At 50.9% G+C, this 20,643-nt stretch carries 20 protein-coding genes and 1 other RNA gene; 19 read left to right on the top strand and 2 right to left on the bottom strand.

All coding sequences use genetic code 11. From position 1 onward, the window contains the following. The first annotated feature begins 21 nt into the window (after positions 1 to 21). The 3 genes from ACYVUV_RS07615 (at position 22) to ACYVUV_RS07605 (ending at position 5,544) form a co-directional block, all read left to right on the top strand. Positions 22 to 4,248 (top strand): EAL domain-containing protein, encoded by a 4,227-nt coding sequence (locus ACYVUV_RS07615; protein WP_439775335.1) that lies wholly within the window; start codon positions 22 to 24, stop codon positions 4,246 to 4,248. Positions 4,249 to 4,332: 84 nt separating this feature from the next. Beyond that, on the top strand, positions 4,333 to 4,791 hold the full coding sequence (locus ACYVUV_RS07610; RefSeq protein ID WP_439775334.1) for a low molecular weight protein-tyrosine-phosphatase: 459 nt from the start codon (positions 4,333 to 4,335) through the stop codon (positions 4,789 to 4,791). Positions 4,792 to 4,887: 96 nt separating this feature from the next. Continuing rightward, on the top strand, positions 4,888 to 5,544 hold the full coding sequence (locus ACYVUV_RS07605) for an NAD(P)H-binding protein (protein ID WP_439775333.1): 657 nt from the start codon (positions 4,888 to 4,890) through the stop codon (positions 5,542 to 5,544). Positions 5,545 to 5,638: 94 nt separating this feature from the next. Here the strand turns inward: ACYVUV_RS07605 and ACYVUV_RS07600 are convergent, their stop codons facing one another. Then, positions 5,639 to 7,270, bottom strand: a complete 1,632-nt coding sequence (locus ACYVUV_RS07600) for an APC family permease (RefSeq protein ID WP_439775332.1) — start codon at positions 7,268 to 7,270, stop codon at positions 5,639 to 5,641. Positions 7,271 to 7,529: 259 nt separating this feature from the next. Here ACYVUV_RS07600 and msrA point away from each other — a divergent pair, with 259 nt between their 5' ends. Together msrA and ACYVUV_RS07590 are read left to right on the top strand one after the other, a co-directional pair. Next, complete coding sequence (gene msrA, locus ACYVUV_RS07595) at positions 7,530 to 8,057, top strand: peptide-methionine (S)-S-oxide reductase MsrA (RefSeq protein WP_439775331.1); 528 nt, start codon at positions 7,530 to 7,532, stop codon at positions 8,055 to 8,057. Positions 8,058 to 8,079: 22 nt separating this feature from the next. Next, positions 8,080 to 8,928 carry a patatin-like phospholipase family protein gene (locus tag ACYVUV_RS07590; RefSeq protein WP_439775330.1) on the top strand — a complete coding sequence of 283 codons (849 nt, stop codon included), beginning with the start codon at positions 8,080 to 8,082 and terminating at the stop codon, positions 8,926 to 8,928. Between the two features lie 59 nt (positions 8,929 to 8,987). Here the strand turns inward: ACYVUV_RS07590 and ACYVUV_RS07585 are convergent, their stop codons facing one another. Further along, a complete protein-coding gene (locus ACYVUV_RS07585; RefSeq protein ID WP_439775329.1) occupies positions 8,988 to 9,869 on the bottom strand; it encodes a metal ABC transporter solute-binding protein, Zn/Mn family in 882 nt (293 codons plus the stop codon). Between the two features lie 106 nt (positions 9,870 to 9,975). On the opposite strand from ACYVUV_RS07585, the gene ACYVUV_RS07580 reads away from it, so the two are divergent. From ACYVUV_RS07580 to ACYVUV_RS07515, 14 genes are all read left to right on the top strand, one after another. Then, positions 9,976 to 10,497, top strand: a complete 522-nt coding sequence (locus ACYVUV_RS07580) for a VanZ family protein (protein ID WP_439775328.1) — start codon at positions 9,976 to 9,978, stop codon at positions 10,495 to 10,497. A gap of 82 nt (positions 10,498 to 10,579) precedes the next feature. Further along, the gene (locus ACYVUV_RS07575; protein WP_439775327.1) at positions 10,580 to 11,311 is read left to right on the top strand and encodes a YebC/PmpR family DNA-binding transcriptional regulator; all 732 of its coding nucleotides are present in this window, start codon (positions 10,580 to 10,582) and stop codon (positions 11,309 to 11,311) included. Positions 11,312 to 11,479: 168 nt separating this feature from the next. Then, positions 11,480 to 12,451 (top strand): competence type IV pilus ATPase ComGA, encoded by a 972-nt coding sequence (comGA, locus tag ACYVUV_RS07570; protein ID WP_439775326.1) that lies wholly within the window; start codon positions 11,480 to 11,482, stop codon positions 12,449 to 12,451. Beyond that, complete coding sequence (locus ACYVUV_RS07565; protein ID WP_484499234.1) at positions 12,423 to 13,421, top strand: type II secretion system F family protein; 999 nt, start codon at positions 12,423 to 12,425, stop codon at positions 13,419 to 13,421. Before comGA ends, ACYVUV_RS07565 begins: the two co-directional genes overlap by 29 nt. A 22-nt stretch (positions 13,422 to 13,443) precedes the next feature. Then, positions 13,444 to 13,767 (top strand): competence type IV pilus major pilin ComGC, encoded by a 324-nt coding sequence (gene comGC, locus ACYVUV_RS07560; RefSeq protein WP_439776416.1) that lies wholly within the window; start codon positions 13,444 to 13,446, stop codon positions 13,765 to 13,767. Beyond that, positions 13,764 to 14,201 (top strand): pilus assembly FimT family protein, encoded by a 438-nt coding sequence (locus ACYVUV_RS07555; protein ID WP_439776417.1) that lies wholly within the window; start codon positions 13,764 to 13,766, stop codon positions 14,199 to 14,201. The genes comGC and ACYVUV_RS07555 overlap by 4 nt, the downstream gene beginning before the upstream one ends. Next, positions 14,191 to 14,457: a type II secretion system protein gene (locus tag ACYVUV_RS07550; protein ID WP_439776418.1), complete on the top strand. Its 267-nt coding sequence runs from the start codon at positions 14,191 to 14,193 to the stop codon at positions 14,455 to 14,457. Before ACYVUV_RS07555 ends, ACYVUV_RS07550 begins: the two co-directional genes overlap by 11 nt. Then, complete coding sequence (locus ACYVUV_RS07545; protein WP_484499373.1) at positions 14,426 to 15,043, top strand: type IV pilus modification PilV family protein; 618 nt, start codon at positions 14,426 to 14,428, stop codon at positions 15,041 to 15,043. The genes ACYVUV_RS07550 and ACYVUV_RS07545 overlap by 32 nt, the downstream gene beginning before the upstream one ends. A gap of 141 nt (positions 15,044 to 15,184) precedes the next feature. Continuing rightward, a complete protein-coding gene (locus ACYVUV_RS07540; protein ID WP_439776419.1) occupies positions 15,185 to 16,183 on the top strand; it encodes a class I SAM-dependent methyltransferase in 999 nt (332 codons plus the stop codon). A gap of 33 nt (positions 16,184 to 16,216) precedes the next feature. Beyond that, positions 16,217 to 17,404 carry an acetate/propionate family kinase gene (locus ACYVUV_RS07535; protein ID WP_439776420.1) on the top strand — a complete coding sequence of 396 codons (1,188 nt, stop codon included), beginning with the start codon at positions 16,217 to 16,219 and terminating at the stop codon, positions 17,402 to 17,404. Between the two features lie 66 nt (positions 17,405 to 17,470). Further along, positions 17,471 to 17,832: a transfer-messenger RNA gene (gene ssrA, locus ACYVUV_RS07530) on the top strand. Positions 17,833 to 18,005: 173 nt separating this feature from the next. Beyond that, a complete protein-coding gene (locus ACYVUV_RS07525) occupies positions 18,006 to 18,161 on the top strand; it encodes a hypothetical protein (protein WP_439775790.1) in 156 nt (51 codons plus the stop codon). Between the two features lie 178 nt (positions 18,162 to 18,339). Beyond that, on the top strand, positions 18,340 to 19,065 hold the full coding sequence (locus ACYVUV_RS07520) for a winged helix-turn-helix domain-containing protein (protein ID WP_439775789.1): 726 nt from the start codon (positions 18,340 to 18,342) through the stop codon (positions 19,063 to 19,065). After that, complete coding sequence (locus ACYVUV_RS07515) at positions 19,062 to 20,627, top strand: sensor histidine kinase (protein ID WP_439775788.1); 1,566 nt, start codon at positions 19,062 to 19,064, stop codon at positions 20,625 to 20,627. Before ACYVUV_RS07520 ends, ACYVUV_RS07515 begins: the two co-directional genes overlap by 4 nt. The last annotated feature ends 16 nt before the right edge of the window (positions 20,628 to 20,643 follow it).

The following is a 20,643-nucleotide window of genomic DNA, read 5'->3' as shown; positions in this document are numbered from 1 at the left end:
AAAGAGAAATGAGGTTTAGTGATGAAGAGAAATAATCATGCCATTTTCTATTCGCTGATCATGGCCATAATCGTGCTGGCCCTGGGCATCGTCAGTTTCTGGGGCCGGGGCCAGGGGAATTTTAAAGGCATTTACTCAACGGCCCCCTTGACTGACATTGAGCAGAAATGGACTGATAAGAACGGTAAGGCAGTTGACGCCAGGGAACTTAAACCCGGCAAAGATGGGACGCTGACGATTTATTACCGCCTGCCTAAAAAGGTGAACAGCCAGGACAAGATTATTTTTTTCTCCAGATACATCAAGCAGATCGATGCTTATATCGGGCAAAAGAAGATCTATTCCAGCCACCCGGAGATCGCGGCTGACTGGCTGGGCCTGACGGAACATTATGAGAGTTTTACCAACAGCATCAGCCTGCCAGCTGGTTCAGCCGGCAAGCAGGTCCGCTTGACTTTAAAGGGCTTTTACCAGCCAGTTGGCAAGCTTACAGCCTGCAGTCTGGGCAATGACGGGGCCTTTTTGGCCAATTATGTTAGAAAAAATGCCTTGCGGGTGGCCATGGGGATCATCTCAGCTGTCTTGGGACTGACTCTCTTGCTGTTTGCCTTCTTTGCTCCTTTGGAAAGCAAGTTTAAGCGGAGCTTGATCTATTATTCAATTGCTACAATCCTGTTTTCTGTCATGCAGATGCAGGAAGAAATGCAGCTGACGGTACTTTTTGGCCAATATCATGTCTGGCGCCTGTTTACCTATCCGGTGATGATCTTGATGCCATATTTGCTGATCATGGCGATCAATGAGCAGCTGGAATATCCTAAGCAGCTGTATACTAACTTTGCTTTTGCTTTAAGCATGCTGGATCTGTTTTATGTTCTTTGGCGCTTTTGGAGCAAAGGGGAAGACCTCGCCAGTGACGGCCCCTTTTTGATCATTATGATCATCGCTGCTTTTGTCAGCGCGATTGCCATGATTTTAGGTGACATCTACCAGGCTTATAAGGCGGCAAATGAAGCAAAAAGAGAAAAGGAGAATGACTCCAAGCAGGAATCAGTGAAGGCAGCTTACAAGACCAGACAGCTGATTCACTGGTCCTACTTCGCGACTTTCGTTATCATCCTTGTATGTATCGGCATAGATGCATACCGTTATCTCGCTCTAAAACACGCGATAGATGATTACGCGGCTTTGCGCTATGGCTTCTTTTTCAGCCAGATTCTGATGTTCAGACAGTACTTCTTGTCAGAACTGGACAATATGCAGCAAAAAGGTCAGGATGACACTTACATAAAGATGGTCAACTATGACCGCTTGACGGGCCTTTATACCCAGTACTACTTGACGCAGAAAATCACCAAAGAACGGGAAGAAGACCCGTCAATCATGCCGGCCATCGTTTACATCAACTTGGCCAAGTTCAAGCTTTACAACGTGATCAATGGCCACGAAAAAGGTGACGAATGCTTGAAGCAGGTCGCGGAAATCCTGCGGGATATTTTTGGCCCGGACAACCTGGCCCGGTTCGGGAACGACCACTTCGTTATTTTTGACCAGGACAACGACGGGGTTATGGACCGGATCGAAGAAGCCAACCGCCGGGTCGGACAGATCGACTTGTCCTTTAAGCTTTACCTAAAGGCCGGGATCTACTATTCTGATGGCAGCAAGAGCATCGAAACCGAATGCGACTATGCCAAGACGGCCTGCGACGAGGTCAAGGACGGGGCAGAAAAGTGCTACCGGGTCTACACTGAAGAATTCAGTGAACAATCAGCCTACACCAAGTTCGTGGTCGACCATATTGATGAAGCGATCGCTAACGGTGACATCCAGGTCTACTACCAGCCGCAAGTACACTTGATGAACGGCAAGCTGGCCGGCCTGGAAGCCTTGGCCCGCTGGAATGACCAGACCAGGGGCTTCATGTCACCAGGCCGCTTCGTGCCGGTCCTGGAAGCCAGCAACTTGACCTACAAGCTGGACTTGTATGTCTTGGAAGAAGCGGCTAAATTGATCAAGCACCAGCTGGACACAGGCGGCAAGATCGTGCCGATTTCCTTCAACCTGTCCCGGACTGACTTCGTGACCAGCGACCCTAACCAGGTCCTTCTGGATTTAGTTAAAAAGTATGGTATTCCCCGGGAAATGCTGCGGGTGGAAATCACCGAAACCATCCTGACTGAAGACCCGGTCAAGATCAAGAAGGCCATCGACCGTTTCCACGCCAATGGCTTTGAGGTTTTGATGGACGACTTCGGCAGTGGGGCATCATCCTTGAACACCTTGAAAGAGTACGGCTTTGATGAAATCAAGCTGGACATGATCTTCATGCGGAAGTTCGACGAACGGAGCAAGAAGGTTATCAAGCCGCTAATTTCCATGGCCAAGAGCCTGGGCGTTCATACCCTGTGTGAAGGGGTGGAGAGCAAGGAACAGATTGCCTTCTTGAAAGACGTGGGCTGTGAAGTAGTTCAAGGTTACTATTATGGCAAGCCGAATACCTTCCAGGAAGTGGTTGACCGCTTGGAAGAACTAGGCGTTGAATGGGAAGGGCTGGATGAAAACTCCTACTTTGAAACTGCCGGTTTGGTCGACGTCAACGTTGACCAGCCGTTGGCCATCATCGATTATGACCGGGCAGCAGAAAAGTTTACCGCCTACTATCTCAATACTGCTTTTCGTTCTTTTGCGGCGCAAATTGGGGTCGTTCTGGCTACTGACCGTTCTTTGTCCTGGCAAGACCAGGCCAGCCAGGAGAAAATGTTGGCCTTTGCCAAAGCAGCTGCCCGGTCAACCCATGAACAGCTAACCAGTTTAACGGTTTCTGCCCGGGAATACCAGCTGAGCTTCAAGATGCTAGTCAATTTGCAGGGGCATGCTTTATTCAAGGTCTTGCTCTTATCCAGCCAGGCCCAGGAAAAGCAGGCAAGTTCCGGCAGATTTGAAGACCTGCCTTTGCCTTATGTAGTTGTCCGGCCATTTTATGACCAGGCCAGCCAGCAGGCAGACTGTGAATTTGTCTCTGTCAACCAGATTTTCAGCCAGCTCTTGCAGCTGCCTAAAGAGGAATTGCTGGGTAAAAAGCTGACGGCAGCCCTGCCAGGAGAAGAAGCCCAGTGGTCCAGCCTGCCTTTGGAAGTCCTTCGGACCGGCCGGGCCAGCAGCCACCGCCTTTACAGCAAGCATATGGAGGCTTGGTGCGAATTTACCCTCCTGCCAGCCGTTCAGCCGGCTTGTGTGGCTATGGCCTTTACCAGGATCGAAGACAGTGCTCCGCGCCTGGCGGCTCTTAAACGGGCCGGCAGCCTGGCAGCGCAAAGCGCGGCTTTGGCCCGGACTTTGAACGGACCAGAAGACCATGCTTCTGAGATCAACTTCTCCTTGGCTGAAGTAGCCAGCTTGATCAAGCCTGAAAGAGTCTACATGTTCTCTGCTGGCAAGGATAAGGCAGAGCTTGAATATGAATGGAGCAAGAAGTCCAGTCTTATGGGCAAGATTTCAGATGCTCTGTCAGAGAAAATCGTATCTTACTGCGAGCGCCTGCGGGGGCAGAAGCCATACCTTTACATCAGCGATATGGAAAGCCTGCGCTTTGACCGGGAACTATATGACTTGAACCGGAAGAATGTCCGCATTCTGCTCTACCCGCTTTTTACAGGCAAAAAGCTTTTAGGCTACTTGGGGGTAGAAAACTTCGATGCAGATCAATTAGCTTATGCCAAGGACTTGCTGGGCGAATACTCCCGCTATCTGGCAGCCAAGCTAAGCGTAGTTAGCCGCTTGCAGCAATTGGCAAATCCGGCAGCCAGCGACCACTTGACTGGTCTTGGCGGGGCCGGGGCTTACCAGGAAAAACTTGAGAAGCTGAAGAGTGACCGGCAGCCAGCCGCCTTGCTCTACCTGGACCTCTACAATTTGCGGGACTACAATGCTGACCACGGCCCGCAGGAAGGGAACCTGCTCTTGCAGCAGACGGCCGACTGGCTGGCTGAGAGCTTTGATGTCCGCCAGCTCTACCGGATCAGCGGGGAAGAGTTCGTGGCGGTCATGCCAGAAGCCAGCGAAGCAGATCTGAGTGCCAAGCTGCAGGAAGTCAAGGACCGGCAAGCCGGAGAAGACCGGATCAAGCTGATCTGGACCGGGAAGGTCTGCGACTACCCAAGACATATCCTGGACGCGGCCAAGCAGCTGGACCAAGCTTTAAATGACAAGAAAGCTGAGATCTACGCGGCAGCCAGCCAAAATTAAGAAGGAGACGCCAAGGCGTCTCTTTTTTCTTTAAAAAAGCTGCATGCTATAATATTTCTTACACTTTAGGGAAAGGTGACAAAAATGCGGAAAATTTTGTTTTTATGTCATGGCAACATCTGCCGGTCGCCAATGGCCGAATTTATCATGAAGCAGCTCTTGGATGAGGCCGGCAAGGCTGACCAGGTTGAAGTTGCTTCAGCAGCCGTGACGAGCGATGAAATCATTGGCGGAGTTGGCAATCCGATGGACTCCCGGGCCCAAAGGGAACTGACCAAGCACGGGGTGCCTTTTAGCCAGCACCGGGCCCAGCTCTTGACCCGGGAAGACTATGACAAGTATGACTACCTGATTGCCATGGACAGTGAGAACTTCATGGCCATGAACCAGATCTGCGGGGGTGACCCGGAAAGAAAGCAGTACAAGCTGCTCCAGTTTGCCGGTAGTTTTGATGATATTGATGACCCATGGTACACGAATGACTTTGACCAGGCTTTCGAGGACATCAGCCGGGGCTGCCAGGGCCTGTTAGACCAGCTTTAGGCCAGGAATTTACGAAAACGCTTAAAGCGAGTACAATTAAGGGTGTAAGTTGTAAGAAAATTTTTAATTGTTTATGGCAATAGTAAGGATTTGTTTATGAAAAAGTATGTCATTTTGCACCCGACCGGCCGGATCTCCCGCCTGGTCATCAAGCACTTGCTGGCTGACCCCCAGTTCAGCGATGTTGAACTGGAGCTTTTGACCCAGCGGCCGGAACTTTTAGCTGACTTGGCAAAGGCTGACCGGATCAAGCTGACCGAAGGGGCAGCGACTGACCTGGACAAGATCAAGGAAGTCACCAGGGATGCTGACCTGGTCTTTTTGGGCAAGGTTGACGACAAGAAGTTCACGGTGATCAGCCGGAACTTGGTCAAGGCAAGCCAGGAAAACGGCTTTGACCGGGTGATCGAACTGAGCCTGGCCGGCCTTTACTACGAAATTCCCGGGGAATTCGGCACCTGGGTTGACGAATGGGTGGGCTCTGGCCGTTTTTTGCCAGCCAGAGAAGCTGCCCACCGCCTGGAAGAAGCAGACCTGGACTACACCTTGATCAGAATGCCGGCCTTGACCGACTGGCCAGATGTCAAGTACTCCTTGACCGGCCGCTATGACGAATTTGTCGGCACCTCTGTCTCAAGAGCCAGCGTGGCTGACCTGGTCTTGAAGATCATGGCCGATCCCGCTCAGTACTCCCGCGCCAGCGTTGGCATCTCCCAGCCGGAAACGGCGGGTTATGTCCGGCCAGTTTACTAAAGACAGAAATTGTAATTTAAGCAAAATGAAAAGATCTGCACGCTCGTGCAGATCTTTTTTGTCTAACAATATTGTTTTTTAGTCCTTTTTGTCTTTACCGGCTGACTTTTGCCCCTTTTGGCAAGCGGCGGCCGATCAGCCAGACAGCTAAGAGGGCAATGGCTGATTCAATGACAATGTAGAGGGCCCGCAGCTTGATATTGGTCCCGCCCAGCCAGACATTGAAGACGATTGAGCCCAGGACAATAGTGATCATCCAGGTCCATTGCTGCTGGTCAAAGGCCAGGCCATATTCTTCTTCTCTTCTGCGGATGCCCGGGAAGATCCCGCCCAGGCCGATCAAGACCAGGCAGGCCACGATGTTGATGGAAAGTTCATACCACCAAACCCAGCTGCCTTCCTTGACGTCTTGGGGCATAAAGCCTAAAACAGTAGCGATAGCCGTGACAGCCAGGAGGGCAAAGCCGACCCACCAGGCAAAGGTGTCGTTTTTAATGTAGCGGTAAACTGACGGGTACTTAGAGGAATTTTTGCCCCGGACCTTCATGAAGGAGTAGAAGATCCAGCAGGTAACTGCCGGTGAAATGATCCCGTTCAAGTTCAAAAGCCAGTTAAAGATATCGTTCATGTCTGGCAGGAAAATCCCCAGAACCATGATGAAGCCGCTCAAAAAGACGGTTAAAATGTAGCCGTTGATCGGTAGGCCATCCTTGTTGGTCTTCTTGAGGAACTTCGGCATGTACTTGTCCCCGGTGTCGGAGATCAGCATTCTGGTCATGGCATCGAGCAAAACAGACAAGAGGGCCACGTTGTAGAAAAATGAGGCCCAGGCATAGATGTAGACAAACAGGTTGCCCACGCCAAACTGCTTGCCCATAGCACCGAAGACGTAGTATTCACCGTTCATCTTCAAGTCGTTTGGCATGTGGTTGGCATCGATGTAGATGCCCAGGGCAATTGAGCCAAAGATGGTCAAAAAGCAGGTCATGAGGGCCAGAGCGATCATGGCTTTAGGGAATTCCCGCTTAGGGTCCTTCATCCGGGTCACGTAAGGGGCGACCAGCTCAGACCCGTTGACGGCATAGATCAGCATCCCCACGGTTGAGAAGTATTTAAGGTCAAACTTGGGGATGATGGTCTTCCAGGTAAATGGCGTCGCGGTCTTGCCGCCGGACTTGGCCAGGCCGGCGAAGGCCAGAAGCACGAAGAGGATAGTCATGATGAACATGGCCCAGCCCCCGATGTTGGACAGAATTTCCATTGACTTGGAGAATTTGTGTTCCAGCAGGGTCAAAAGGATAAAGATGACAAAGGTGATGGCCGTGAACATGGCGGTTGAAAGGAATTTCGGGTCCTCAAACTCGTCAGTCCCGGTCAGCCCCCAGCCAACGTCGACCAGGAGGCAGTTGGCCGTGTCGACCACGTAGGGAATCGAAGCGGCCCAGTAGGTCCAGGCCGTGAAGTAGCCTAAAAATTCACCGTCAGTGGCTCTGACCCAAGAGGAGAGGCCACCGCCTTCATGATTGAAAACTGAACCCAGGTGGCCAACGATCAAAGCGTAGGGAACCACGTAAAGGAACATCATCAAAACCCAGGAGGTGATAACCGCCATCCCTTGGTTTTGGAAGTTGTACATGATGTCTTCCAGCCCGATGACCGTGACAAAGGCCATCATGGCTAAAGTCTGCCAGGAAATATAATTTCCCTTTTTATCTAATTCGTCCATAAAAAATCCTTCCTGTTAAGCAAATTTCACTAACAAGAAGTCTGGCCCGGGGACTTGTTCAGCGATACCATTTTCATCTCCAATCTAGCAATTATTAATTTTTTTAAAAGCAAAATCTATTTTACATTACTTATGAAGGGAAAAACAGCCTTTTAGCCATGATAGCGGTTCCCGGGCGAATATTTTCTGAGCAGAAGATTTCCTATCTTTTTTCTTTGGAGTACAATTAAAGACAAGTTAAATTTGACGAGGTGATTTTATGGAGAAAAAATTGGACAGCGCGATTTTCGCGGGCGGCTGCTTCTGGTGCATGGTTGCTCCTTTTGACACTTTGCCGGGCATCGAGAGCGTCACGGCTGGCTATACGGGCGGCCATGTGCCCAACCCGACTTATGAGCAGGTTTGCAGCCACACGACTGGCCACACGGAAGCGGTCAAGATCGTTTTTGACCCGGATCTGATGACTTATGAGGACCTGCTTGGCTACTACTGGCAGGTGACGGATCCGACTGACGCCAGCGGCCAGTTCCAGGACCGGGGAGACAACTACCGGCCGGTGATTTTTTACAATTCACCAGAGCAGAAGGCGGCAGCGGAAAAGTCCAAGCAGGAACTGGAGGAAAGCGGCCGTTTTGATGATCCGATCGTGACCGAGATCGAACCTGCCGCGCCATTTTATGAAGCTGAAGACTACCACCAGCAATTTTATTTGAAGCATCCGGACCGCTACGCGGCTGAAGAAGCCGGAGGACGTGCCCAGTTCATCAAGGAGCACTGGGGCAAGTAAAAGGATGACAAGGGGGGACGGCATGAAGAAAGGTTTAGTGATGGAGGGCGGCGCCATGCGGGGCCTGTACACGGCCGGGGTGACCGACGTCCTTATGAAATACGGGATCAAGTTTGACGGGGCGGTTGGCGTTTCAGCCGGGGTGGCCTTTGGCTGCAACTATAAGTCCCTGCAGCCTGGTCGGGTCTTGCGCTACAACCTCCGCTACGGCGGCCGGCCCCAGTTTAAGAGCTGGCGGTCCTGGCTCAAAACAGGCGACCTGTACGGGGCGGACTTTTGCTACTACACTTTGCCAGAGCGCCTGGATCCTTTTGACACGGCAGCTTTTGCCAGAAACCCGATGGACTTCTGGTGCGTGGCAACGGATGTAGAGACGGCCCAGCCAGCCTACCACAAATTGACCACTGGCAAGGGGCGGGACGTGGCCTGGATCCGGGCCTCAGCCTCGATTCCCTTCTTTGCCCGGCCGGTCAAAATCGGCAGCCACGCCTACTGGGACGGGGGCGTCAGCGATTCAATCCCGGTCCGCTTTCTCTTGGAAAAAGGCTATGATAAAGCTGTGGTTATTTTGACCCAGCCAGCCGGCTACCAGAAAGAGCCGTCACGCCTGCAGCCAGTCGTTGACCGGGTCTTGAAGAAGTACCCGGCTGTCGTGGCGCGCCTCAAGCAGCGGCACCAGGAATACAATGACTGCCTGGCTTATATCGCCAGAGAAGAGGCAGCTGGAAAGCTTTTTGTCTTCCGGCCCAGCCAAGATATTGACGTCAGCGCCATGGAAAAAGACCCAAAGCGGCTTAAGGCGGTCTACCAGGTCGGCGTCAGGGATGCCAGCCGGCAGATTGGGGCCTTGAAGGAATTTTTGAAAGATTGATGACATACAAAAACGGTGACTGAGGATGCAGTCACCGTTTTCTTATTCAATTCTATTCCTTATTCAGCCAATTTGGCCAGCTTCTGGTAGTTGGCCAGCATCCAGTCGGCGTAAGCCACCTTGTTTGGCATGGTTTCGCGGACTTCCAGGATCGGGATGCCCTGCTTTTTAGCCTTCTTGACGAAGGACTTGACCATGTCTGAGCTGGCTTGGGTGTTGTTGACGAAGAAGGCGATCTGCTTTTTCTTGATGGCCTCATTCATCTTGGCAATCACGGCCGCGCTTGGGTCAGTTTCCTTTTCAGTAGCTTCTTCAAAGTTCTTGTTGCCGATCTTGAAGCCGGTCCGCTCTAAAGCGTAGTCAAAAACCGGCTCGCTGACAAAGACCTGCTTGGCCTTTTCGCCCTTGATCTGGTCAGCGACTTGGTCGATCTTGTCGATCTTTTTCAGGTACTTTTTGGCCTGGGCCTGGTAGTAGCTGGCATGCTTCTTGTCAATTTTGCTCAGCTCCTTGACCAGGTAGGCGACGTACTTTTTCGGCATGGACAAGTTGTACCAGATGTGGGGGTTGGCGCTGGAATCCAGCTGCAGCAAGTCTTCCCCGACCTTGACGGCCTTCTTGTCGTTGGAGGCGGCCAGGTTGTCCATCCAGCTGTCATAGCCCATCCCGTTGGCGACAATGATGTCGGCTCCAGCTACCGTCTTAGCGGCGTTGGTCGTTGGCTCGTAGTCGTGGGGGTCGGAATTGCCGTTGGCGATCAAGGCGGTAGCCTTCCCGTATTTGCCGACGATATTTTGGGCGATGTCGGCGTAAATGTTGGTCGAAGTCACAATCTTGATCTGGCTGCTGGAAGTCTTTTCATTTTTTGCGCAGCCGGCTAAAAAGAGAGTAGCCAAAAAAAGAATTGGCCAGATGATTAACTGTCTGTGTTTTTTCTTCATGTCTTTTCCTTTCAAGATCTGCAGCTCGCCTGCAAATCATAATAGAATACGGGAAAAAATCGTAAAAGTCAAGCATCAGCATTTGATCGATGGTAAAATAAACGACATGAATGATTTTAAGTTTAGTAAAAGAGAAAAAGTTTACCTCCTCCTGGCCCTGGCCGTTTTGGTCATGCTCTTCATCTCAAGCTCGATGACCTACCATGAGCAGAAAATGAAGGCAGGTTTCATCCATACCTACCTGGGCTGGCTGGAAGATTTGATTCACCGGCTCAATATTTATTACGGCGGGGTCTGGCACAATGTCAAGACTGACGGATCGGCCGGCTTTACCCAGTTCGTGGTCCGGAAACTGGCCCATTTTACCAGCTACTTCTTCTACGGCCTCTTTGCCTACCTAGGTTTGCGGCGAGTTTTTGTCATCAAGTGGACCGGGCCCCTCTTTGTCTGGGCCAGCGCCTTTGCCTTCGCGGCTATGGATGAGTTCCACCAGTTTTTGACCGGGGACCGGACGCCGAGCGTACACGACGTGATGCTGGATGCCAGTGGAGCGCTCTTGGCCATTGGTTTGGCGGTGATTTTTTATCAAATAAAGCAGGGGCGGGAGCGAAAAAAGTCGGCCATTTAAGGGCTGAAACCGTTGAATTTCTGCCTTTCCTGAGTTATGATAAAAAAGTTGATTATATTAATTACAGAAAGAAGGATCCTAAATGTCAGGACATTCAAAATGGCACAATATTCAAGGCCGCAAGAATGCGCAAGACGCTAAGAGAGGGAAGGTTTTCCAAAAGCTCTCCCGTGAAATTTACATGGCTGCAAAGAGTGGTGGTCCTGACCCTTCAGGTAATCCAAGCTTGCGTTTGGTCATGGACAAGGCACGTGCTGCCAACATGCCAAAGGACAACATCCAACGGGCCATCAAGAAGGCTGAAGGCAACTCAGATGAACACTACGATGAAGTAACTTACGAAGGTTACGCACCGGGCGGCGTTGCCATCCTGGTTGAAGCTTTGACTGACAACAAGAACCGGACTGCCTCATCCGTCCGCGTGGCCTTTACCCGCAACGGCGGCAGCCTTGGTGCTACTGGGTCAGTTGCCTACATGTTCGACCGCAAGGGCTACATTGTAATCGACCGGTCAACTACTGACGCGGATGAAGACCAAATGCTGATGGACGTCATGGAAGCCGGCGGCGACGACCTGCAAACCAGCGACGACGCTTACGAAATCTACACTGACGCCAAGAGCTTTACTGCTGTCCGCGATGCTTTGGAAAAGGCCGGCTACAAGCTCGCAGTTTCCGAACTGACCATGGTGCCGCAAAACACCACTCCAGTTCCAGACGACAAGAAGGAACAATTCGAAAAGCTGGTTGACGCTTTGGAAGACGACGATGACGTTTCCAACGTTTACACCGCTGCAGCTGACGAAGAAGAATAATTCAAGCTGTAAATTAAGCTATACAAGACGCGACTTTCTTAGGAAAGCCGCGTTTTTTTATGCTCTTTTGCGATTTTTTGGAAAAATTTTGACTTCTCAGAAAAAAATCGGCACTTTTGGCGTACTAGTAAGTGGAGGAGGAAAAAGAGAAAAAGAAAGGAGGACCTTGTGGAAGTTGAGGACAAAGCCCGGCAAATGCTGGAAGAAGCGGTTAGGATCCGGGCCAGTGACATCTTTTTCCTGCCCAAGAAGGGCGGATATAAATTGCGCCTGCGGGCTGGGGACTTGGAAGAAAGGCCGGACCTGACCCTGGAAGCGGGCAATGAATTAGTCAACTGGTTCAAGTACCAAGCCGAAATGGATATTGCTGAACACCGCCGCCCCCAGGTTGGCAGCATGGCTGTCAATTTATCGGGGCAGGACTACTGGCTCCGCCTTTCCAGCGTGGGCGATTACCGGGGGAAGGACTCATTGGTCATCCGGATCATCTATGCTTTGGGGGAGAGCCGGTACTTTTTCCCGGACCAGTTTAAGGACCTGGTGGACCTCTGCTGGCGGCGGGGGATGATCGTGACCAGCGGGCCAACGGGGTCGGGGAAGACCACGACCATGTATGAATTAGCCAGAAGGCTCAGCCAGACGAAAATGGTGATGACTATTGAAGACCCGGTGGAAGTGTATGAGGAGAGCTTTTTTCAGGCCCAGGTCAATGCCGGTGCCGGGATCAGCTATGCCAGCCTGTTAAAGGCGGCCCTGCGCCACCGGCCGGACGTCTTGATCATCGGGGAAATCCGCGATGAAGAGACGGCCCATTTGGCGGTTGACGCGGCTTTAAGCGGCCACCTGGTTTTAGCCACAGTGCATGCCAAAAGTACCTACCAAACCATTTCCCGCCTGGAGAGCCTGGGAGTTAAAAATAACGAGCTGGTCAACTGCTTGACGGCGGTGTCCTACCAGCGCCTTTTGCCGGGTAAAAAGGGCCCGGCCTGCCTGCTGGACTTGGCCAGCAAGGAGGACTTGCTGGCAGCCTTAGCACAGCCGGTCAGAGGGAATTTCGCCGTTTGGGAGGAAAACTTAAGCAAGCTGGTGGAGAAAGGAGAAATTACAGAAGATGTGGCAAGGCAATATAAAGGCGGCTAGGCTGAAGCAGAGTGAGCAGGTGGAGCTGCTGGCTTTTTTGGCCAATTGCCTCAAGAACGGCTTTTCCTTGACCAAGAGCCTGCAGCTGTTGCCCCTGCTTTGGCCCAAGCGGAAAAAGCAGCTGGCCCGGCTGGATGAACAGATGCGGCAAGGAGAAGACCTGGGCCGGCTTCTGGCGGGCCTGGGCTTTAACAAAACGACCGTAACCCAGCTGGACATGGCAATAAGTCAAGGGCGGCTGGATGAATCTTTGGCCCAGCTGGCCCTTTTGGGGCGGATGAAGAATGAGCAGGTCAAGAAGTTGCAGGGAGAACTGGCCTACCCGGTCGTTTTGGCGGGGATGATGACCTTGATTTTGCTCTTCATGCAGAAATTTTTGTCGGTAGAATTTGCCGGCAGTTCCGCCAAGCAGGGGGATCTGCTCTTGCTTGTTTTAGTCTTTTTGCTGGTCTTGGTCATCATGTTAGTCGTTATCGCGGCAGCTTACATGAAAAAGCAGGACTATCAGTCTTTTAAAAAGTTCTTGACCTGGCCACTTTTGGGGCCGGTGGTGGCCTTGTATGGCCAGTACTTGATCTCCTATGACCTGGGCATGCTTTTGGCCAGCGGCTTTTCCCTGCAGCAGATGTGCGACTTTGCCTGCCGGCAGGCGCCGGGGTCTCTCCAAGAAGAAGTGGGCAGGCGGGCAAGAGACGCGATTTTGCGGGGCAAGAAAGTAGAAGAGGTCATCCAGAAGGAGCCATTTTTATGCCAGGACCTCTTGATGCTGCTGCAAGCGGGCAGTGAGCGAGGAGAGCTGAGCCGGCAGTGCCTGCTTTTGTCCCGGCTTTTGTTTAGCCGCCTGCGCCAGAAACTGTCTAAGCTGATTGTCAACGTGCAGCCGGTCTGCTTTATCTTGATCGGCCTGTGCATTATTGGGATGTATTTGAAGCTGCTTTTACCAATATACGACAGCATGCAGCAGCTTTAGTTTTTGAGGAGGAAAAAAGCAAATGAAACATTTAAGACGATTCTGGCCAAAACGCCAGCGGGCTTTTACCCTGATTGAAATGGTGATCGTGGTGGCCATCATCGCGACCTTGGTTCTCTTGATTTCGCCAAATTTGCTAGCCCAAAAGGACCATGCCGACAAGCGGACCAACGATGCTTTTACCACGACCATCCGGACCCAGGTGGAGCTATATGAGGAAAATACGGGCAATACCCCGGCCTCTTTCCAGGAAATGGTGGATGCCCACTACTTGACGCAAAAGCAGGAGAAGCAGGCTGAAGACAAGAAGCTGGCGATTGGTGACTTCGCCAAGAGCGGAGAATGAGGCAGAAGGCCTTCAGCCTGCTGGAGACGGTGATCACGCTGGCCATCGCGGGGATGCTGCTGGGAATCGGGGAGATGAGCTTTCAAGGCTTTGAGGACAAGATCAATTTTGACCGCTTCTGCCGGCAGGCGGCGGGACTTTTTCAAGAGAAAATCAGAAGCGCTGCTATTACGGGAAAGAGGGTCGTGATCTACAACCAGAGTGAACAAGGCAAGCTTGAAGTCATTCAAGACGGCAAACATGAGAGCCTCAAGATTCCGGATGGGATTACGGTTTATACTTCTTTCAGCGATAAAACCGGCCTCAGCATCACCAACGACGGGATCACCAGCCAGCCGTTTACCTTGAGAATCGTGAAGAATGATAAGGGGAAAGAAGAGTATGTTAAAAAATACACCTTTTTGCTGCCATGGGGGAAGATCAATGAAAAGTAAGCAGGCAGGCTTTTTAGCCCTGGAGGCAGTAGTGGCTTTGGCTATCGTCTGCATTGCTTTAAATACCGCGGTCACCTGCCTCAGCGGGCTTAAAAAGCTGGAGCAAGAGTCAAGCCAGCGGGCCAACCAGGCTCTGGCCTACCGGATGTTGAAAGAGTGCCCGGTCAAGCGGGTTAAGGTCAGAGACCACGAGTATGTCTTGACCGGCAAAGGAGACCTGTATGATGAAACCCAGCGGAAGATTTGCCAGAAGTAAGGCTTTTAGCCTAATGGAAACCATGGTCGCCCTCTTGGTGACGGTGATTTGCCTATCTCTCTTGTCCTCATGCCTTAAGCTTTTTACCCTTTTTGAAAAAGACCGGCATGACCCCAATGAACTGGCCTTTTCTTACGTCCAGTTCTCCAAGTTTTTAAAAAAGGACAGCCAGCGGACCTATATTGATCTGGAGAATTCCAATCCTTTGAAGATCATGTTCATCAAAGAAGAGAAAAAGGACGACAAGACGGGGGAAGAAAAAATAGACAAAGTTGGCTATGTTCTGGAAATGGACAATAGCGGAAATAATCTTCGGGTCAGAAGATCCGGAATAAATGGCGGCAACATGACCCTGATGCCAATCTGGGGGGCAACGTTCGCGGCCAAAGATGGCTTGATGGAGGTTCATATCAATGAACATGGGAAAAGGTCAATTTTGTATTTTAAAGTCGACAAGGCACCGGAAAAAGACAAGGAGGCTGAGAAAAAGACTGAAGATAAGAAAACAGACCAAGTTAAGCCGGCAAAAGGGGAGCGCTCTGCTGACCAGCGTGCTGCTGCTAGCCACGACCATACTGCTGATTGAAAGCTACCTGGATGCTTATAAACACGTTATCCGGATCAACCAGCTGCTGGCAAATTACTTATGGGGCGGGTGAAATTTCTTGCACCTTTCCTTGTAAATCATTAGAATTGGTATGTATTGCAAAGAAGGGTGGACTTAGTCATGAATAGAATTGAAGAACTGTTTGGGCAGACTTTAGAGGCCGTTGAATGCCTGCAAGAAGCCTTGAACGTATCCCTGGCTGATGCCTTGGTGGAAACTTTTGACAACCTGGAAAGCGGGGAAATCCGCGTGGAAATGGGAGCTCCGGACCAAAAGACGGTGGCTGAGCTTAAAGAGCGCTACGCGGCTTTAGACTACAAGAACTGGTCAAAGGCCCAGAAAGAGCAGGTCTATGGCCTCCTGGTCCTTAAGGCCATCAATGACGACGGGCGGGATGCCAACCAGATGCCGACTCCGCCGCTTTTGGCCACGGTCTTGACCCTGTTTATGGACAAGCTCCTGCCTAAGAAAAAGCAAGTCCTGCTGGACCCGGCAGTTGGCAGCGGCAACCTGCTCTTCTCAGTTGACCAGCAATTGGCGGCCCAGAATCATTCAGAAGACCGCTTTGACCTGGTTGGCCTGGACAATGATGAAGAAATGCTCAATTTGGCCGACGTGGCCGCCCACTTGGCGGGACTTAAGGCCGACTTTTACTGCCAGGATGCCTTGACCGACTGGCCGGTCAAGCCAGACGTTGTGGTCAGCGACCTGCCGATCGGCTTTTACGCTAATGACGACAACGCCAAGAACTTTGACCTCCGGACCAAGGAAGGGCACGCTTACGCGCACGTCCTCTTCGTTGAGCAGATCGTCAAGAATCTGGCTGAAGACGGTTTTGCCTTTCTTTTAGTGCCGCAGAACATGCTGACTGGGACGGTTGGGGCCGACTTTATGCCATGGCTGGCCAGCAAGGTCTACCTGCAGGCGATCGTGCAATTGCCAAGCAGCTTATTCCAAAGCAAGATAAATCAAAAAAGTATCCTTATCTTCCAAAACCACGGCCAAAGCAAGCCGCCGAAGGAAGTTTTGCTCACAAAGCTTGAGAACCTGAAGAAGGAAGAATCTTTGGTAGCCCTTAATATTAAACTGAACGAGTGGTATACTAAAAAAGATAATTAAGTTTGTGAAGTGAGTAAAAGGAGTTTTTTAATAATGGATAAGATTTTAGCAATCAACTCTGGTTCATCTTCATTTAAGTATAAGCTGTTCTCATTAGCTGATGAGAGTGTCTTAGCTTCCGGCCTGGGCGACCGAATTGGTATCGATGGTTCAAGCTTCTCAATGAAGTTGGCTGATGGGACTAAGCATGAAGCAGAAGTTGACCTGCCAAACCAGGAAGCAGCCGTGCAAACCCTGCTGGACTGGCTGAAGGAATACGGCGTTATTGAAGACGTTAAGGAAATTGTCGGCGTTGGCCACCGGATCGTGAACGGCGGGGAATTGTTCCCAGACTCAGCAATCATCGACAAGGACAACATCCACAAGATTTTTGACTTGACTGACTACGCTCCTCTGCACAACCCTGCAGAAGGCCGCGGCATTCAAGCCTTCATGAACCTGTTGCCGGGCGTGCCGCAAGTCGGCGTCTTTGACACTTCCTTCCACCAGTCAATGGACGCGGTTCACTACCTCTACTCATTGCCATATGAATACTACGAGAAGTACAAGGCCCGCAAGTACGGCGCCCACGGCACTTCCGTCCGTTACGTGGCAGGCAGAGCCGCTGAAATGCTGGGCAAGGACCTGAAGGACCTCAAGCTGGTTGTCTGCCACCTGGGTTCAGGTGCTTCAGTTACTGCTGTTAAGGATGGCAAGTGTTACGACACTTCCATGGGCTTCTCACCATTGGCTGGGGTAACCATGGGGACCCGGTCAGGTGACGTTGACCCGTCAGTTTTGCAGTACATCATGAAGAAGGAAGGCATGACCGACTTCAACGAAATGATTGACATTTTGAACCACAAGTCTGGCCTTCTGGGCATTTCTGGTATCTCCAGCGACATGCGCGACATCCGGGAAAGCAGCGATGAACGGGCCAAGCTGGCTGATGAGATCTTCATCAACCGGGTAGTCCGCTACGTTGGCTCCTACATTGCTGAAATGGGCGGGGCAGACGCGGTTGTCTTCACTGCCGGGATCGGTGAACACGACGATGAAGTTCGTGAAGACGTGATGAAGTCCCTGTCCTTTATGGGCGTTGACTTTGACGAAGAAGCCAACAAGGCTGGCGACGAAGGCTTCATCACCAAGGAAGATTCCAAGCTGGCTGCTTTGGTAATTCCGACTGACGAAGAATTGATGATCGAACGCGACGTTGTCCGTTTGGCCAAGCTTAAGTAAAAGTTTTTAAGCAGAATATTTGAGGACATGGTCATTTTTTGCTAAAATGATCATGTTCTCTATTTCGGGGATGTTTTGGGATTCGACAGGCGCAGACCCGCGCTGGTTGCGATTCGTAGGTTACGTCTACGTTAAAACGTTAAACAGTTTAAATTAACTGCAAACGAAAACTCATACGCTGTAGCTGCTTAGTTCAGCCCAGCTGCCAATAGACTGCCTGCCCGTGGTGGTCTTGCGGTATCAACCTTACGGGATACGCTTGCTTATCACACCTGAATAAGCAAGAAGAGACTAACAGGTTAGCCGTGGCTGTTTGGCCCTGTCATATGGCGTTTTGCCCCGGTGAAGCTTAAATAATATGACTATGATCGTAGAGATTAGTGACGGGATGCGTTTGGACAGGGGTTCAATTCCCCTCATCTCCATCTGTTTAAGTAAAGAAGGCGCGTGTAGTTGATGCACGCGTCTTTTTTCGCCTTTTCCTGTTTTTTCAGAATAAAATAACAGATGCAATAAATTGCAAACAAATCAAGAGTATAATAAAAAGAGTAGAGACAATGGTTATTGCCTGTTAATACGCTATGAGTGCAGGGGGGCAACAATGAAACTCAAACAATTTTTGCTGGGCGAATATAGCTGCCAGAAAGTCAATGAAAATGGCCGGACCAAGCTCAAGGTTGAACTTTCACCGGGCTTGTTGCCAACGGCTCTCTTTGCCTGGGCTGTTTACAAGTTCCTGACAAGCGAGGACGATTAACAGCAGTTTTTTTACTTTGGATTTTAAGTAAAAAAACATATAATTAAGGCAATTAGTCCCGGTTTTGTGAAGAGGCTTTTCAATGTTTTTTCACAGAATGATTGGCGGCTTTTGATACTTTTTTGCTAGGATTAAAATATGGTGCAGAACGCACAATTATTTGCTAAGGGGTTAAAAAATGAAGATCTTAATGGTAGAAGATGACAAGTCAGTTTCACAAATGATGGAATTGTTCTTCAAGAAGGAAGGCTGGGAACAAGTTTCCGCCTACGACGGTGAAGAAGCAGTCGAAATTTTCCAGGCCCACCCGCGGGACTTTGACATCATTACTTTGGACTTGAACTTGCCAAAGAAGGACGGGATTCAAGTAGCCAAGGAAATCCGCCGGATTTCTGAAACTGTGCCGATTATTATGCTGACGGCCCGCGACAGTGAATCAGACCAGGTTCTGGGCCTGGGCGTCGGGGCTGATGACTACGTAACCAAGCCGTTCAGCCCAATCGCCTTGATTGCCAGAATCAAGGCCTTGCACCGGCGGGTAATGCTGGAAGGGCAGCCAAGAAACCTGCCGAAGAACATCCCAAGCAACGACTTCGACCTGGAAACCAACCACATCCGGATCTCCAAGAGCCGGCGGGAAGTCTACTTCGACGAAAACCGGGTTGAAGGCTTGACGCCAAAGGAATTCGACCTGCTCTACACCATGGCCCAAAAGCCAAAGCAGGTCTTCTCCCGGGAACAGCTCCTGGAACTTGTCTGGGGCTACGAATACTTCGGTGAAGAAAGAACTGTCGACGCTCACATCAAGAAGCTGCGCCAGAAGCTGGAAAAGTCCGGCCCGCAGATCATTCAAACCGTCTGGGGCGTGGGCTACAAGTTTGACGATTCACAGGTTAACGCATGAAACTGATTTATCAGCATATTCTGAGTTTTTTGATAGTTATCTTGACTTCGGTCATGATCATTGGCTTTTCAACGATCAATTACCAGAAGGAACAAGCTTATCAAAGCAACTACACGCGCTTGGAAAGTTATGCCGAAAATCTTTCAACCCTGCAGCTGTACTCTAAAAAGACACAGAGCAAGAATTCACCGCCAGTTTTTTCCGCGGATTTCTTGCAAAAGTTTTCCTTCGTCATGCGGGATGAAAATCTTAAACTGTTTTTGATGGACAAGAACTTTAAGACGACATATCCCCTTGGCGGCTATGACATTTTAAAGAAGTCAGCTAAATCGATGCTGAAAAAGGGGCAGGTTGTCCGGATCAAGGACGACCACAGCAGCGAGCAGCGGGATCTTGCCCCGAAAATCCAGGGCCGGGTAAAGCGGGACGGCTTAAGAAAGCGGAGCAACCGCCTTTTCGCCGCTGAAAGCTATACCTGGGTCGTGGTTCCCCAGATCCAAGGATCAGGGTCAAACAAGAAGGTGGTCGGAGCCATCATGATTGGTTCCCGGGTCAAGGACGTCCTGCAGACCGTCAGCCAGGCCAAGGCTAACCTGGCCAGGGCCCTGGTGATCACCTTCGCGGTCAGCCTGATCTTGAGCTTTGTTCTGGCCTACTACCAAACCGGCCGGATCAAGAAGCTTTCCCTGGCTGCCCGCAAGGTCGCTGACGGTGATCTCGATGTGCAAGTTGACCACCGCCACGCTGATGAAATCGACGACCTGGCCGAAAACTTCAATGAAATGGTTCAGTCCTTGAAGGCCTCGAATGAAGAAGTCAAGGCCCAGGAAGAGCGAAGGGACCAGTTCATGCAGGACGTGGCCCACGAAATGCGGACGCCTCTGACCACGATCAATGGCCTTTTGGAAGGGATGAAGTACGATGCCATTCCAGAAGAATCAATTCCGGAGTCCATTGACCTCATGAGCCGGGAAACCAAGCGCTTGATCCGCCTGGTCAACGAGAACCTGGACTACGAGAAGATCAGAAGCGGCAAGATCCAGATGATGAAGTCCCAGTTCAATGCCCGGACGATTATGAATGACGTTCAGCAGCAATTGAGCCAGAACGCGGCTAAGAACGGGGACAAGATCATCCTCGATGCTCCGGAAGACCTGCCTGTTTATGCTGACCAGGACCGCTTCAAGCAGATGCTGGTAAACTTGACCCAAAACGCGATCCAGTTTACCAATGACGGTACGATCACGCTTAGGGGCCGGCGCTTCCAGCATGGGGCAACCTTTAGCGTCCAGGATACTGGGATTGGGATGACCCAGGAGCAAAGCAAGTACATCTTTGAACGCTTCTACAAGGCTGATCCGGCCCGGGCCCGCTACGGCGGCACCGGTGAATCCGGCCTGGGTTTGTCGATCGTTCTTTCCCTGGTCCGGCAGCATGGCGGGGAAATCAAGGTGACTTCCAAGCCGCATGAAGGTTCGACCTTTACGATCACTCTCTTTGATGAAGGGCATGAGAAGCACTACGATAAAAAGGACAAGAAAGAGTCCAAAGATAAAGAATAGCGACTAAAAAAGCTTA

Source organism: Lactobacillus sp. WILCCON 0149 (assembly GCF_057197965.1).
Note: the sequence above shows the minus strand (reverse complement) of the source record. Positions and strands in the feature narration are given on the sequence as shown.

What these genes read in the sequence shown, in the direction of transcription:
- ACYVUV_RS07610 (WP_439775334.1), top strand. Translation starts at nt 4,333, where the DNA reads ATGCGGAAAATTTTGTTTTTATGTCATGGCAACATCTGCCGGTCGCCA.
- ACYVUV_RS07605 (WP_439775333.1), top strand. Translation starts at nt 4,888, where the DNA reads ATGAAAAAGTATGTCATTTTGCACCCGACCGGCCGGATCTCCCGCCTG.
- comGC (WP_439776416.1), top strand. Translation starts at nt 13,444, where the DNA reads ATGAAACATTTAAGACGATTCTGGCCAAAACGCCAGCGGGCTTTTACC.
- msrA (WP_439775331.1), top strand. Translation starts at nt 7,530, where the DNA reads ATGGAGAAAAAATTGGACAGCGCGATTTTCGCGGGCGGCTGCTTCTGG.
- ACYVUV_RS07540 (WP_439776419.1), top strand. Translation starts at nt 15,185, where the DNA reads ATGAATAGAATTGAAGAACTGTTTGGGCAGACTTTAGAGGCCGTTGAA.
- ACYVUV_RS07600 (WP_439775332.1), bottom strand. Translation starts at nt 7,270, where the DNA reads ATGGACGAATTAGATAAAAAGGGAAATTATATTTCCTGGCAGACTTTA.
- ACYVUV_RS07535 (WP_439776420.1), top strand. Translation starts at nt 16,217, where the DNA reads ATGGATAAGATTTTAGCAATCAACTCTGGTTCATCTTCATTTAAGTAT.
- ACYVUV_RS07615 (WP_439775335.1), top strand. Translation starts at nt 22, where the DNA reads ATGAAGAGAAATAATCATGCCATTTTCTATTCGCTGATCATGGCCATA.
- ACYVUV_RS07550 (WP_439776418.1), top strand. Translation starts at nt 14,191, where the DNA reads ATGAAAAGTAAGCAGGCAGGCTTTTTAGCCCTGGAGGCAGTAGTGGCT.
- ACYVUV_RS07565 (WP_484499234.1), top strand. Translation starts at nt 12,423, where the DNA reads ATGTGGCAAGGCAATATAAAGGCGGCTAGGCTGAAGCAGAGTGAGCAG.
- ACYVUV_RS07545 (WP_484499373.1), top strand. Translation starts at nt 14,426, where the DNA reads ATGAAACCCAGCGGAAGATTTGCCAGAAGTAAGGCTTTTAGCCTAATG.
- ACYVUV_RS07515 (WP_439775788.1), top strand. Translation starts at nt 19,062, where the DNA reads ATGAAACTGATTTATCAGCATATTCTGAGTTTTTTGATAGTTATCTTG.
- ACYVUV_RS07520 (WP_439775789.1), top strand. Translation starts at nt 18,340, where the DNA reads ATGAAGATCTTAATGGTAGAAGATGACAAGTCAGTTTCACAAATGATG.
- ACYVUV_RS07555 (WP_439776417.1), top strand. Translation starts at nt 13,764, where the DNA reads ATGAGGCAGAAGGCCTTCAGCCTGCTGGAGACGGTGATCACGCTGGCC.
- ACYVUV_RS07585 (WP_439775329.1), bottom strand. Translation starts at nt 9,869, where the DNA reads ATGAAGAAAAAACACAGACAGTTAATCATCTGGCCAATTCTTTTTTTG.
- ACYVUV_RS07590 (WP_439775330.1), top strand. Translation starts at nt 8,080, where the DNA reads ATGAAGAAAGGTTTAGTGATGGAGGGCGGCGCCATGCGGGGCCTGTAC.
- ACYVUV_RS07580 (WP_439775328.1), top strand. Translation starts at nt 9,976, where the DNA reads ATGAATGATTTTAAGTTTAGTAAAAGAGAAAAAGTTTACCTCCTCCTG.
- ACYVUV_RS07575 (WP_439775327.1), top strand. Translation starts at nt 10,580, where the DNA reads ATGTCAGGACATTCAAAATGGCACAATATTCAAGGCCGCAAGAATGCG.
- ACYVUV_RS07525 (WP_439775790.1), top strand. Translation starts at nt 18,006, where the DNA reads ATGAAACTCAAACAATTTTTGCTGGGCGAATATAGCTGCCAGAAAGTC.